Origin of the sequence: Bifidobacterium avesanii (genome assembly GCF_009299475.1) — a bacterium.
GTDB lineage: Bacteria > Actinomycetota > Actinomycetes > Actinomycetales > Bifidobacteriaceae > Bifidobacterium > Bifidobacterium avesanii.
The window spans coordinates 46,472-59,451 of record NZ_WBSN01000017.1; the positions used below are offsets into that span (position 1 = coordinate 46,472).

Genomic DNA, 12,980 nt, shown 5'->3' on the forward strand with positions numbered 1-12,980 from the left:
TGTAATCCAAGACACAGTGCGGGGCATTTGTGTCTTAATCCGCACCCAATTACGCGAATGGATGCGGATTGAGACACGGCAAGGTCCTGTCGTGTCTTGGACCACCACCACAACGAAAAATGGATGCGATCCAAGACACAACGGACCCCATCTGTGTCTCAAAACGCCACCAAAACGGAAAACGGATGCGATCCAAGACACAACGGTCGCGGCTCGCGTAAGGCGGCGCGGATCGAGACTACGGAAAGCCCACCGGGCTTCCTTGGTGGCTCGCCTCCGGCCCTGCAATTATCGACTCGCCCTGCGGGCGAGACTCAATCCGACCTTCGCCGCCGTGGTGGCGGCTCAGGCCGAGGCCAGTCGGAAGCCCACCGGGCTTCCTTGGTGACCTCAGCCTTTATGTACGATCGGCTTCCATTCGGGCTTGGCGAAGATGGCCTGGAAGGAGATGACCACGTAGCTCAGCGCGAAGATCGGGAAGCTCAGGCAGTAGGCGAACAGCTCCTTGTTGGTGGCGCGGATCTTGTCGCGCTCGGCGATCACCGTGAGCGCGGCGAGCAGCATCATGGTGAGCATGGAGACGAGCACGCCCAGCCCCCACCCGTTGAACGCGCTGAGCACGCTCGCCCACGAGACAAACCCGAGCGCCGCGAACAGCGCGCCCAGCACCATGCGCAGCAGGGTGATCACCATGAACGGGCAGACCAGCAGCGTCAGGTCCACCGAGGAGAAGTCGCGCTCCTGGATGCCGTGGCGCAGCATGGCCGCCCCGTAGTAGCGGAACACCTGCAGGTAGCCCTTGCTCCAGCGCACGCGCTGCCGCCAGCTCTGGCGGAACGACGTGGGCTGCTCGTCGTACAGGATCGCGCTGCCGCAGTAGCCGATGCGGTCGCCGTGCAGCACGCAGTCCATGGTGAACTCCATGTCCTCGGTGAGCAGGTGGAACTTCCACCCGTTGTTGCGCTCCATGATCTCGCGCGAGAACATGAACCCGGTGCCGGCCACGTGGCAGCTGGAACCGATCACCATGCGCGACGAGTTCACGAAGCGCGACTCGCGCAGGAACCACAGCGCGGTGCCGCTCGACACCCAGTTCTCGTTGAGGTTCACCGAGTTGCGGTAGCTGGTGAGCACCTTGAAGCCGGACTGGAACGCCTTGTTCATCTCCTCCACGTAGTGGGGGTCGAGGCGGTTGTCCGCGTCGAACACGAAGAACGCGTCGTAGCGTTCGGCCATGCCCTGCCGGCCCATTTCGTCGAGCAGGTAGCTCAGCGCGTATCCCTTGCCGATCCGCTCCTTGTTGAAGCGCTCCACCACGTGGCATCCCATGGAGCGGGCGATGTCCGCCGTGTCGTCGGTGCAGTTGTCCGCCACGATCCAGATGTCGATGAGCCGCTGCGGGTAGCTCTGCGACTGGAGGTCGCCGATGAGGTGCGCGATCACGGCCGACTCGTTGCGCGCGGAGATGAGCACCGCGTACCGCTTGTCCATCGGGGCGTCGGGGAACGCCTCGGGCTTGGCGAAGAAGGAGACGACCACGTAGGCCGCCTGATAGACGACCACGCACAGGCCCAGCGCGAAGATGAGCCAGTCGAGCACGTTGAGGATGGCCATCAGCGCCACCCGCCGCGCGGATTGTCGGCCGCGTCCGACGCCTTGTCCGATGCTTCGTCCGACGCCTCATCGGCTCCGCCGTCGTCCCCGCCGCCGTTCTCCGCGCCCCTGAGACCCTTGACGCCCTTGCCGTCCGCGCCCCGGTCCGTGCGCTGCGGGATCGCCACGGTCTCCGAGGCGTCGAGGTCCTCGGCGGTGGGCATGCTGTACGCCTTGCGCTTCAGGGCGTCGAGCTCCTCCTCGACCATCACGCGCTTGCTGGACCCCTGCGCGGCGCGCGGCATGTGGTCGGTCATCGGGTGGATCACATGCTCGGTGAACGCCTCCGCGCCCTCGACGAGCTTGGACTTCTTCAGCGGCTTCGGGTCGCCCAGCAGCGGCGAGTCGATGAGCTCGTAGCGCTTGGTGTACACGGAGAAGATAGCCTGGAAGCTGGCGGCGACCGGCAGCGCGAGGAACGCGCCGAGCGCGCCGAACAGGGAGCCGAGCGCCAGCACCACGAGGAAGGCGACCGCCGGGTTCAGGTCCATGGTGCGCTGCGAGATCTTGGGGCTCAGGATGAGGTTCTCGATCTGCTGGTAGACGATGATGTACACGAGCACGCCCACGCCGTACCACAGGCCGCCGTTGATCCACGCGAACAGCACGGGCAGCGCGCCGCCGATGTACGTGCCGACCGTGGGCACGAACTGCGCCGTCAGCCCGCAGAACAGGGCGAGCGGCAGCCAGTACGGCACGTTGAGGATCTCGAGGAAGACGGCGGTGCACACCGCGTTGATGATGGCGAGGATGCCGCGCGAGAACAGGAAGTTGGAGATCTGGTCCTGCAGCACCTGCCACACGAGCACGAAGCGGCGCTGGCTGTCCGGGCTGAGCCACTGGCACATGCTGCGGCGCATGCGCGGGCTGCCCGCGGAGACGTAGTAGGTGACGAGCATGACGGTCATGAGGTCGAGCAGCACGCCGCCGATGCTGCCGAGCGTCATGGCGGCCTGCGAGGCGAAGTTGGTCACCCACGAGGTCTGGATGTTGTTGATGATCTCGCTGCCGAGGTTCTGGATGGCCGGCATGCGGAACGTGGTGTTGGCGGCCACGTACGCAGAGATCTGCTCGTAGGCGTCGGGCAGGCCGCGGAACAGGCTGATCACCTGCTGGACGAACATGTTGCCGAACATGGCGAGCAGGCCGATGCACACCACCACGAGCCCCACCAGGGTAACGGCCGACGCGGCCCCGCGCTTCCAGCCGTGCTTGACCATGATGAGCACGAGCGGCTCCACCGCCAGCGCGATGAACACGGAGATGACGAGGTCCACCGCGAGGTATTCGAGCTTGCCGAGCGAGCGCCACACGAAGATCGCCGCGAACGCCGCGATCACAATGTACAGCAGCCCCCTGCCGAACCATTCCGGGGGCCGGCGCGGATCCCCCTTCGCCGGAAACACCGAAGCCAGATCGAACTGCTTGCCGTCGTTGCCCTGTATGCTCATGGGCACCATTGTTGTGTCGTGCGCGGACAGGTGCGCGCGGGCCGGCCGTCGCAGGCCCGACCGATGGGCGGCCCGGACGGTAAGGTTGAGGCATGCTCAAGGTTTCGATCATCATCCCCGCCTGGAACGAGGAGGAGCGCATCGAGGACTGCCTCACCTGCGCCACCGTCCAGACCCGCGCGCCCCACGAGGTCATCGTGGTGGACAACAAGTCCACCGACCGCACCGTCGAGGTGGTGGAGCGGTTCATCGCCGACCATCCCGGCACGCCGGTCCGCCTCATCCATCAGGACGCCGAGCAGGGGCTCATCCCCACGCGCAACGCGGGCCTCAACGCCGCCACCGGCGACATTCTGGGCCGCGTGGACGCCGACTGCATGCTCAAGCCGGACTGGGTGGAGGTCGTCACCGGCATCTTCACCGAGGACCCGAAGGCCATGGGCGCCTCCGGCCCGGTGGTCTACTACGACATGCCGCTCAAGAAGACGGGCTTGAGGGGCGACAACCGCACGCGCCGGCTCATCTACCGCGCCGACGGCAACAAGACCATGCTGTTCGGCTCGAACATGGCCCTGCGCGCCACCGCATGGCACGCGATCGCCGGCGAGGTGTGCCGCGACTACGAGGACGTGATGCACGAGGACGTGGACATCTCGCTGCACCTGCTAGGCAAGCACTTCAAGACCGTGTACTCGCCGCGCATGATCGTGGGCATGAGCGCCCGCCGCATGGCCTCCGGGTTCGTCTCGTTCAAGCACTACACGGACCGCTTCCGCAACACGTTCGACGCCCATCCGCGCCACACGCGCTTCTTCCGCCCGGAGTACCTGCTGCGCGTGATGTGGCCGTTCATCCACTTCCTCTACCCGATCTACCAGCGGCGGATGGAGCGCGAGCACGTGGACTGCGCCGCCGCGGTGTGGCGCGACGAGCAGCAGCGGATTCTCGCGGGTTCCAGCCAGCTCACGCACTGAGCGCCGGGCACTGAGCGCCGGACGCGGGGCGGGGACGGATACGGCATAGGCGACATAGGCGACATGCCCGGTCATTCCCCTCGTCCTTCCCCTTTCCACGTCATCCTGGGCGGTCGCAACGAGTCGAGGGGTCCGTCCGGCTACCGTCCGCCGGCCTTTCGGCCTTTGCCTGGGATGTCCGCCTGCCGCATGTGCCTCGGCGGTCCGCTCGCCGTCATCCCGCCTTCGGTTCCGGTTTCATAGACCCCGCTCGGGATGACTCGCCCTCGGCCGCGCGACTTGTGCGGAGCAACGGCGAGTACGCCATGTCCGCCTGCTCACCTGTCCGCCTGTTCACTTGTCCGGCCATCCACTTGCCCGGCCACCCACCTGGCCGGCCATCCTACCTGCCCGGCCACCCAACCCGGCGGACACCGCCATCATATTTTTCTTCGCTGGTGACATTGTGGGCACAATGGGCCCACGCTGTGCCCACAATGTCACCAGCAACTACAAACACAAATGCTTCGGTCCCTTCTTCCATGCATGCGCGCGGGAGAAGGGGCCGAAGCATAGCGGTCGTCATGCCGGAGGGCGGCCAAACCGATCGAACCGGCAAAACCAACCAGACCGGTCAGACCGGCCGAACCGCAGTCGGGTCAGATCACATCAGCGAGGTGTAGATCTTGAGGATGTCCTCCTCGGTGGCCTTGCGCGGGTTGCCCGGGGTGCATACGTCGTTGAACGCGTCGTGGGCGAGCGGGGCCAGATCGGCCTCGGTGGCACCGACCTCGGAGATCTTGGTCGGGTTCTTGAGGTCCACGGTCAGCTTGTGGACGGCCTGCACGGCCTCCTCGCGCACCTTCTCGAGGTCGCCGGTATAGGCGTCCTCAACGCCGAACGCGTCGGCGATGTCGCGGTACTTCTCGCCGGTGTAGTCCTTGTTGTACTCCATGACCGGGGCCAGCAGGATGCCGTTGGCGACGCCGTGGGCCACGCCCAGACGGCCGCCCAGCGGGTGGGCCATGCCGTGCACCAGGCCGAGGCCGACGTTGGAGTAGGCCATGCCGGTGATGTAGGACGCGTAGGCCATCTGCTCGCCGGCCGGGATGTCGCCGTCGGCGGACTTGGCGAGGTTCTTGGCGATCATGCGGATGGTCTGCATGGACAGGCAGTCGGACAGGCTCCAGGCGCCCGGGGTGATGTAGCCCTCGATGGCGTGGGTCAGGGCGTCGAGGCCGGTGGCGACCTTCAGGCCGCGCGGCATGGAGTCGGTCAGGTCCGGGTCCACGAACGCGACGATCGGGATGTCGTGCGGATCGACGGCCACGAACTTGCGCTTGTTCTTGGTGTCGGTGATCACGTAGTTGATGGTGGTCTCGGACGCGGTGCCGGCGGTGGTCGGCACGCCGAAGATCGGGACGGACGGGTTCTTGGTGTCCGCGACGCCCTCGAGGGAGAGCACGTCGCCGAACTCCGGGTTGGCGGTGATGATGCCGATGCCCTTGCAGGTGTCCTGCGGGGAGCCGCCGCCGAGGCCGATCAGGAAGTCGGCGCCGGAGGCTTTGAAGCGCAGCACGCCGTCCTGGATGCACTCGACCGGCGGGTTCGGCTTGACGTTGTCGAAGACCTCGTAGGGCAGGCCGGCGGCGTCGAGCACGTCGGTGACCTTCTTGGCGGTGCCGGTCTCCAGCAGGACCGGGTCGGTGACGATGAACGCCTTCTTGAAGCCGTGCTTCCTGGCCACCTCGGGGATCTCCTTGATCGCGCCGCGGCCGAAGTACGCCGTCTGGTTGAAGATCATGCGGTAGACCATTTTTATGCTCCTTTGCATTGGAACTATTGGGTTTTGTTGGTGTCGCATTCTCCCCGGTAAAAAGTCCGGTAAAAGAACACGACACCTCCACAAGTGATTATAGACCGGCACGGTCTGACATCCCGCATTTTGTGTGTTAGCGAACGTCGAGGTCAAACTCCCGTCGCAGCCGGTCGTCGGGAAATGTCGCCGCGAACCAAATCCAGCGTACTGCTCCTTCAAGCATTGAAGCGATGGTCCAGTACCTTTCTGTTTCCATGTCGGGCAGATGGAACTTAGGACACATTTGCACTGTTTGTCTTATCGTTGCTTGAACTGTGGGAAAATACGTCATGCGTTCAGGGCAAAGTATCCATGCCGTGATGTATCGACGCAGAAGCCATTCGCTGGGGGCGTGAATGCATAGCTTCCTTTTTTCCGTGTGCTGGATGGCGGCGGTGTCGTATGCCGCAAGCAGTTCTTCCTCATCTACGGTGAGGTAATCATTAAGGGCATCCAGAAGCCTCTGCTTGTCTCTTTCTGTGGGCATTTCTTCCTCGCTCAGGAGGGGCAGTCCCAAACAACTTGTCGCGGCCGTCGCAATCCGAGTTGCGTTGTCTTGGATGTCTTCACGGACAATCTCCATCGGCATGCCTTCGGAGATGACCACGGTCGCGTTTTCTTCGTAAACGGTTTTGAGGCCTTGGGGCAAGGCTATTCCCCGGTCGCTCACGATTCGTATTGTCTTCATTGTTTTGCCTTTCCGTGCCGGTCTTTCCGAACTCACCCTGCGCATTAGCGTTGGGGTATGTCTGCAAGCTCCATTAGTAACATCGTTCGCGGGTCACGAAGTATGCCCGCATACTGCTCTCGAAATGTCTTGCTTGCGTTGAGCGTCCGGGCTATCGCTGCCCAGATATCTTTTCCGCTCCGCCTGTAGACAAGCGCTTCCGGTCTCAGGAACATAGTTGATATGAACCGGCGCAGCAGTCGTTTGCTGGGGCGGGCATAGAACTCCCATTCTTCCATTGGTTGGTTTTGTTGATTTGGTTTGAACAGGGCGGTGTCGAAATAATGCAATCGGCTTAGGTACATGGTGATGACCCCAGCATACCCATCCAAGAATCGCTTTACGCATTGCTCGTCTTCTTTTGTCGGCAGCTTCTCTTCGGCCATGATTGGCAAGCCGAGGCTATCCGTTATTGCTCTTGCGAGGCAGATTCGTTCCTCTGCGCTTAGCGGCTGGTCTGGCAAATCCTCAATGACTAGTTCCGCCGGGCTGTTGGTCTCCCATCCCCTTGCTCGTGCGATGCGCTGCTCGATGGCGGCGGCGATGACCCCCGTCTCATCCGCTTCTATTGCGGCTCGTGCCGTTTTGGGCTCCATTGTTTTGCCTTTCCTCGGTCGGTCTTTCCGGCCTCGCAAGGTTAATATCTACCACTGTGGCTTTTCATCACCTCCAAGCCCCTCATAGGCCCCATTTTCACGGCCTCCGCAAGCCGCTTTTTGAGGTTATGTTACGTATTTGTAAAACTTATGTTACAAATATGTTAACTACTACCCGTTTCACGGGAAACCCCCAGTCCACCGGGGTTTTTGAAAAATCACGCGTCCGATATATCCACGGTGACACGTCGGAAAGGCCGACGTAGGTGTTGAAAGGACGTCATCATGGACGGTAGGATTTCTCGGCTCGTTCTTCCTACGAGCGCTTGGCTGATGCGCATTGTATGCCTTCAGGGCTATAGGGATGCGGAGCCTCAGATGGAGCGTGGAGCTGATGGCAAGCCCTCCACTACGCAGAAGCTGGTTGACGGCAAGCCGGTCTATCCCCTTCGCGGTGTGGTCGTGCAGATTCAGAATGATGCCGGGGCGTGGGTCGTGGCCGAGGGCATCAGCGTCAAGGCCCGCGTCGCTAAGGACTGGCCGCAATACATACCGCTCGCCCCGGCTGGGGGAAGGGTCATCGTAACCCCATACGCAACGGTGAACGGCAAATACGCTTCGGTGCGTTATAGCGTCATCGTGGACGACCTCGAACCGGCGGAACCGGCGCAAGGCAAGTAATCGACTGGTACGACTGGCGGGGCTTCGGCCCCGCCCCTCGTAAGGAGGTGTTCTATGGCTATCCCTAACGGTGTCGTGCCTCTCACTGAGGCATTGCAAGGAACTGGCATGAGCTTGCCCGAGTACGTGGAACTTTGGCATTACTTCGGGAATAAGCCCATAGCGGTAGAAGGCCAGTGGGGGCCGGTGGGGCTTCGCCCCCTTGATGACTGCATTGCCGATGGCGTGCTGTTTGAACCGCTTGCGGTTTCATTCAATGCGGGCCTGATGCGTAAAGGTATGACTGATGTTCGACGTATGCAATCGCAGATGCTGCGCGATGGCGAAATACGCGACACGCTTGCTGAGCAGATTGAACGCGAGTGGCGGAATGAGAAACGCGAGGAAGCCCAGGAGCTTCGATGGGAGGCTTCGCATGATTGAGCTTCTTGCGTCTTTTGTCCTCGGCTTTTTGTTGGGGCTGATAACGGCGGCGGCGTTGTTCGTCGCGTTGGTTTGGATTGACGGAAAGGACTTTCATCATGGACGGACGAAAACGGCCCGTGAAAGCGTGGCTGGAACCGGCGGCGTACTCGGCCCTTCGGATGTGGGCCGCAGCGATACCGGGCATGACCATCTCGAAACTTGTGGGGGTGGCGGTACGCCGGGAGCTGGCGAGATTGCAAGCCCAACAGAAACCCCTCGACGTGACGAGCCCCGACCGGCTGGAATCGATAGACGAGACGGAGATAGACCCCCGCATAGCGAGCGTATCGAGGTCTCTAAGGGCGGCTACGAGCGATGGCGGCGCGAACGGGCCGAGGCGCGGGCTTCGCAAGATTCGGAGGCGGGCCGATGACGGCGCATGAGGTACTGGCATGGCTGACCACTACGCGCGTGCCGGTATGGATGGTGGTTCTTGCTCTTTTTATTGGGCTTTTCGTCCGTGAGCTGGCCGAGGCATGGAGTCATAGCCGGGAACGGGAACGGGCTTATAAGGCCTACTGGGACGAGAAAGGAGGTGAGGACGATGATGAGGATTATCGACGGTGACGTCTATGTCAGTCAATCCGATGTAGCGGTGTTGGGTGAGGTCTCGGACACACAGATTATGCGGCTTACCGCGCAAGGCGTTTTCCGCGACTCCATCAAGAAGCTGAACGGGCGGACGTGGTATCGGCTCACCGACATGCTGTCGTGGCGTAAGTCCCGGCAGAAGTGATGTCCACAAATGTGGACACTGGGGGAAGTTCCCCGTGGCCCCCGCGTCAGCGGGGGTCAAGCCCCCGTAGGGGGCGCAGACGCGACGGGCGGCTTTGCCGCCCGGGCGCGCAACATTACGGGGAACTTCCCTACAAAATGGTGAAAACCGTTGGAATTATTGGCCTCGCGGGGCTTCGCAACTTCTCTACAAAATGCAGGGAACTTCCCTACAAAAAGATTATGTATGGAAATGCACCGTGTGCTTGGTCTGGATGAGTACGTTTCTCCGGCATTTCGAGCATGACGGGAACTTCCCTACAAAAATGGAGGTGCTTGGAATGGCCTTGTCTTTCGTGCGTGAAATCCGTTATCCATCAAAGAAAAAGATTTCGCAATTGAATCACATGATGAACTCGTCGGCATGGTTCATCACGGTTCCATCGAAATATGTTCATGGTGACGTGAGTATCATCACAGACGTTTTGAGGGGACATCCGTCGTGGTCTTGGATAGGCCAGAAGGAGGAGGGGGACGGCTCCACGATTTGGAATTCGGAAAAGAAGACATGGGAAAAAGGGCCTCGGCCCAAGGCCCCCGATGGAGGCTGGCTATACGGGGACGGCGGCAAGTACAACGGCATGCGACACTATTGCTTCTTCGTCGCTACCCCTCAGATGCACGGCGGTACTTTCGCACGGCTGTTCCCAGACCAAACGGACATCGAGGTTTGCAGACGGCCGGATGCGGCAGCTCGGTATGTCTCGAAGCTTGAAACCCGCATAGAAGGCCCTTGGCAATCTCCCGGCTTTGAGTTTCCCAAACAAGGCAAGCGAACGGACTTGGCTACCCGTGATGACGCGGTGAAAAGGGTTCTCGCGGGCGCTGACCCTGACGAGCTGATGAGGAAAGACCCGAAGTTGTTGGCCTTTGCAAAATACCTTGACCGGGCCTATGAGATTTGGATGAAGGAGAAGGGAAAAGGTATGCGGGATGTGCATTGCCTCTATGTGTACGGTGAAGCTGGCGTAGGAAAATCCCTGTGGGCTTGGCTTTACGGCAAGCGGCATGATAGGGACGTATACCGATTGACGGATTACGTACACCCTTGGGATGCTTACAGAGGCGAGTCGGTGGTTATCGTCGAGGACTTCGACGGTAGGATGCGGCTCGATGATGTACTGCGTTGGACTGATAGATATCCTGTGGAGCTAACGGCCCGGTACGCAAACAAAAGGGCGCTCTACGACACAGTTATTTTTACATCGAACCGACCCATGAGCGGCTGGTATGGATACGATGAGTTTGAGCCGAAACAGAGGCCGATAAACCGGCGTATTAGTACGGTGTGCGCGTCGCTCGGTTCGGATGGGGATACCATCGAGTTCCGTCATGTCGCAGGCCCCGAGTGGCCGGAAAAGCTCGCGGATGAATCGTTGCGCTCAATGATAAGCGAGTCCACCGGCGTAGCCCCCTCAGGCGCAGACGGCCACGGGTACATCGAGAAGCCCGAAACAGCCCCGACTAAGGTATCCCAGCCGGTGACGGATGATGAAGTGTACCCCGTAGACATGAGTAGCCCAAAAGCGTTGCCGTTCCCAGTCGATGAGAATGGTATCCCGATTGATTGACCCCGTAGGGCGTGGTACGGGGCCGTAGCGGTACGTCGTGCTGGTAGTGACGCATAAGCACGGGGCGGCGGTGCGCGGACGATGTGCCGCAAGCCGAACGGTGCCCCCGCCGTGGAGTCGTGCTTTGCGCGGCGGAACGCCGGGGATGTGCCGGACGGCGGCGGTGCCCCCGCATGTGCCGACGATGCCCGCGCGTTGCGGTGCGATGTTGCGGGCGTACCGCGCTCGTACCACGCTGGTTAGTTGTAGTCGGGTTCCTCCTCGATGGCCTGTAGCTGTTCGGCTGTGAGGTAGCTTTCCTCCGGTTCCTTTGGGGTCAGTTCGCTATCGATTAGCTCGATGGCCTCCCGACGCTTCTGCTCCGTTGTGTGCGTATACCTCGCGGTTACATCGGACTCCGTCTTATGTCCGAGGATGTCTTTTCGTATGGCCCAATCGACGCTGTACATTTCCATGATGGATTCGGCTAGGTGCCTGTTGTCGTGCTGCCTCCATTTCCACGGGCCGTATCCCGTAGCGCTCCATTGCTTCTTCGTCATTTCCTTCTCGTCCGGCCATTGACGCGGTTTGCCTGTCCGTTGGTTCCGGGCGATGTCGTCCTGTACAGCCCAGTTGTGATAGGCCAGAAGCAATTCTTGCCAGATGCTCGTGAGATACGATGGCTTGAAGTATGTGCCCCTGCCGGTACGGAAAACCCAATCGTCCGGTTTGCCCCGTTCGGCATCCCGCTTGGCACGCAACGTGTCGGCTATCCTTCTCGATAGCGGCAGGAGCCTTGCCGCTGATTCGGTCTTGCCGGACATCTTGACCGTCGCTTTCCCCCGTAGCTCGATGATGACGCGCTCGGCCACGCTGACACGCTTGTGGTCGAAATCAACGTCCTTCCATTGCAAGCCCAGTACTTCCTCGCGGCGCAGACCCATTCCCATCTCCATCAGGTAGAGCGCATAGAAGCGATGGAATCGATTCGGTTTCGGCTCCCCTGTGATGGGGTCGGTCACATCCGGTTTGGCAAGCCACAGAAGCAGGCCCGGCGCATTGCTAATCCAGTCCTCAGTGTGCTTCGTTTGTGCCTTGCGCACTTTCGGTGCGGTGGGAATGCGTAGGTATCGTGTGGGGTCGTCTGTCGCTTGTATCCATCCCTCGCGGACGGCTAAGTAGTATATGCCCTTCAGCACCTTAGCCGATTCGGGTATCGCATCCACGACGGCCTGTAGCTCAGCGGTGCTGTATGCGTTGATGCTTTTGTCGGGTAGCTTCTTGCCCACGGACGCTATCTGTTGCTCGTAGGTATAGCGTGTGTTGCCATTGATGTTCCGCTTCTCCTTGTCCTCCCAGAAAAGCGCTATGGCATCGCTGAGCCTGTGCGTGCGCGGCGTGCCGGTCTTGCCGGTGGCAAGCTTGCGGCGCATATTCTTCTTCATCGCGTCCACGGCCATCGACTTGGCCAGCTCATGGACGGCCGGGTTCTCCTCTTCGGGCACGTCCGGCATGGGGGCGCTCCCCGTTACTTGTCGCCAGTCCCCCGAGGCTGTGCGGTAGCAGGTGTAGGCCCGGTACTTCCTTGTGCCGTGCGAGTTGACCACTGTAATGCTTGGTGTTAGCGTAGCGAAGCCCCGCGAGGCCGTTAGGCTGATGTCTTTCATGCTTCCATGATAAAGCGTCGGGTAAAAAGAAAAACCCCGATTTCGGGGTTTTTGCAGTCTCAAAAACGTTGGAATTTCGCGGTTTCTTATGTCTCCCTCAAAATCATCCTGTAAACCATAACGCTCTCCTTTAAGCTGGTTACTGTGCATACCTGCGGGCGGCCCGCCGACATGGTGAACCGTCCAACGCTTCCCATGGTAGTGCCCCCGCTGAGCGATTCCGGTCAAAACCGATAAAATTTGAACAAGAATCCCAGATGTTGGGACTTTTTCTCGCGTGTGGGACTGGCAGCGCCGCACCGCACGTCCCAGATCTCCGCACTGCGCATTCCACACCTCCGCACCGCGCACCACCCTCCTACCTCTGCATCCTAAATCTCCACGCCTCGCGTCCCACACCTCCGCGCCCCGCACTGAATCCGCTCAATCCTCAGATCGCATAGCGCACATTGAGCACATCCAGTGCGCAACACCATGGAATGGGGGTGCGGACGAAAAGTTGGACGCTTTGGCGTCCGGATTGGAGTCCGCAATGTACCGCAAGGACGTCAAGCGCATGGTCGTCGGCCTGTTCTACGACGACCGCATCAACGCGCCCGAGATCA

12 protein-coding genes are annotated in these 12,980 nt (G+C 60.9%); 6 read left to right on the plus strand and 6 right to left on the minus strand.

Annotated features, from left to right (window positions below):
• Nucleotides 1-390: 390 nt before the first annotated feature.
• Together DSM100685_RS08550 and DSM100685_RS08555 are read right to left on the minus strand one after the other, a co-directional pair.
• Nucleotides 391-1,614 (minus strand): glycosyltransferase family 2 protein, encoded by a 1,224-nt coding sequence (locus DSM100685_RS08550; protein WP_152350925.1) that lies wholly within the window; start codon nucleotides 1,612-1,614, stop codon nucleotides 391-393.
• Nucleotides 1,614-3,104 carry an AI-2E family transporter gene (locus tag DSM100685_RS08555; protein WP_239512726.1) on the minus strand — a complete coding sequence of 497 codons (1,491 nt, stop codon included), beginning with the start codon at nucleotides 3,102-3,104 and terminating at the stop codon, nucleotides 1,614-1,616. The genes DSM100685_RS08550 and DSM100685_RS08555 overlap by 1 nt, the downstream gene beginning before the upstream one ends.
• A gap of 92 nt (nucleotides 3,105-3,196) precedes the next feature.
• On the opposite strand from DSM100685_RS08555, the gene DSM100685_RS08560 reads away from it, so the two are divergent.
• Nucleotides 3,197-4,078 carry a glycosyltransferase family 2 protein gene (locus DSM100685_RS08560; protein ID WP_152350927.1) on the plus strand — a complete coding sequence of 294 codons (882 nt, stop codon included), beginning with the start codon at nucleotides 3,197-3,199 and terminating at the stop codon, nucleotides 4,076-4,078.
• 643 nt (nucleotides 4,079-4,721) lie between these two features.
• Here DSM100685_RS08560 and fucO read toward each other — a convergent pair.
• From fucO to DSM100685_RS08575, 3 genes are all read right to left on the minus strand, one after another.
• A complete protein-coding gene (gene fucO / locus DSM100685_RS08565; protein WP_152350928.1) occupies nucleotides 4,722-5,873 on the minus strand; it encodes a lactaldehyde reductase in 1,152 nt (383 codons plus the stop codon).
• 136 nt (nucleotides 5,874-6,009) lie between these two features.
• Complete coding sequence (locus tag DSM100685_RS08570) at nucleotides 6,010-6,585, minus strand: hypothetical protein (protein WP_152350929.1); 576 nt, start codon at nucleotides 6,583-6,585, stop codon at nucleotides 6,010-6,012.
• Between the two features lie 62 nt (nucleotides 6,586-6,647).
• Entirely contained in the window at nucleotides 6,648-7,238 is a 591-nt protein-coding gene (locus DSM100685_RS08575) for a hypothetical protein (RefSeq protein WP_152350930.1), read from the minus strand.
• A gap of 378 nt (nucleotides 7,239-7,616) precedes the next feature.
• On the opposite strand from DSM100685_RS08575, the gene DSM100685_RS08580 reads away from it, so the two are divergent.
• From DSM100685_RS08580 to DSM100685_RS08600, 5 genes are all read left to right on the plus strand, one after another.
• Nucleotides 7,617-7,919, plus strand: a complete 303-nt coding sequence (locus DSM100685_RS08580; protein WP_152350931.1) for a hypothetical protein — start codon at nucleotides 7,617-7,619, stop codon at nucleotides 7,917-7,919.
• Nucleotides 7,920-7,973: 54 nt separating this feature from the next.
• Nucleotides 7,974-8,342 carry a hypothetical protein gene (locus tag DSM100685_RS08585; RefSeq protein WP_152350932.1) on the plus strand — a complete coding sequence of 123 codons (369 nt, stop codon included), beginning with the start codon at nucleotides 7,974-7,976 and terminating at the stop codon, nucleotides 8,340-8,342.
• A gap of 411 nt (nucleotides 8,343-8,753) precedes the next feature.
• Entirely contained in the window at nucleotides 8,754-8,951 is a 198-nt protein-coding gene (locus DSM100685_RS08590; RefSeq protein ID WP_152350933.1) for a hypothetical protein, read from the plus strand.
• Nucleotides 8,929-9,120, plus strand: coding sequence for a hypothetical protein (locus DSM100685_RS08595; protein WP_152350934.1), 192 nt, complete (start codon nucleotides 8,929-8,931; stop codon nucleotides 9,118-9,120). Before DSM100685_RS08590 ends, DSM100685_RS08595 begins: the two co-directional genes overlap by 23 nt.
• Before the next feature lie 253 nt (nucleotides 9,121-9,373).
• Nucleotides 9,374-10,729 carry a P-loop NTPase family protein gene (locus tag DSM100685_RS08600; protein ID WP_163201093.1) on the plus strand — a complete coding sequence of 452 codons (1,356 nt, stop codon included), beginning with the start codon at nucleotides 9,374-9,376 and terminating at the stop codon, nucleotides 10,727-10,729.
• A gap of 239 nt (nucleotides 10,730-10,968) precedes the next feature.
• Here the strand turns inward: DSM100685_RS08600 and DSM100685_RS08605 are convergent, their stop codons facing one another.
• Nucleotides 10,969-12,375: a tyrosine-type recombinase/integrase gene (locus tag DSM100685_RS08605; protein ID WP_163201095.1), complete on the minus strand. Its 1,407-nt coding sequence runs from the start codon at nucleotides 12,373-12,375 to the stop codon at nucleotides 10,969-10,971.
• Nucleotides 12,376-12,980 lie beyond the last annotated feature (605 nt).

Excerpts from the sequence above, each read along its gene's own strand:
- DSM100685_RS08600 (WP_163201093.1), top strand. The coding sequence starts at position 9,374 with ATGAGTACGTTTCTCCGGCATTTCGAGCATGACGGGAACTTCCCTACA.
- DSM100685_RS08550 (WP_152350925.1), bottom strand. The coding sequence starts at position 1,614 with ATGGCCATCCTCAACGTGCTCGACTGGCTCATCTTCGCGCTGGGCCTG.
- DSM100685_RS08575 (WP_152350930.1), bottom strand. The coding sequence starts at position 7,238 with ATGGAGCCCAAAACGGCACGAGCCGCAATAGAAGCGGATGAGACGGGG.
- DSM100685_RS08560 (WP_152350927.1), top strand. The coding sequence starts at position 3,197 with ATGCTCAAGGTTTCGATCATCATCCCCGCCTGGAACGAGGAGGAGCGC.
- DSM100685_RS08555 (WP_239512726.1), bottom strand. The coding sequence starts at position 3,104 with ATGAGCATACAGGGCAACGACGGCAAGCAGTTCGATCTGGCTTCGGTG.
- DSM100685_RS08590 (WP_152350933.1), top strand. The coding sequence starts at position 8,754 with ATGACGGCGCATGAGGTACTGGCATGGCTGACCACTACGCGCGTGCCG.
- DSM100685_RS08595 (WP_152350934.1), top strand. The coding sequence starts at position 8,929 with ATGATGAGGATTATCGACGGTGACGTCTATGTCAGTCAATCCGATGTA.
- DSM100685_RS08585 (WP_152350932.1), top strand. The coding sequence starts at position 7,974 with ATGGCTATCCCTAACGGTGTCGTGCCTCTCACTGAGGCATTGCAAGGA.
- DSM100685_RS08605 (WP_163201095.1), bottom strand. The coding sequence starts at position 12,375 with ATGAAAGACATCAGCCTAACGGCCTCGCGGGGCTTCGCTACGCTAACA.
- DSM100685_RS08580 (WP_152350931.1), top strand. The coding sequence starts at position 7,617 with ATGGAGCGTGGAGCTGATGGCAAGCCCTCCACTACGCAGAAGCTGGTT.
- fucO (WP_152350928.1), bottom strand. The coding sequence starts at position 5,873 with ATGGTCTACCGCATGATCTTCAACCAGACGGCGTACTTCGGCCGCGGC.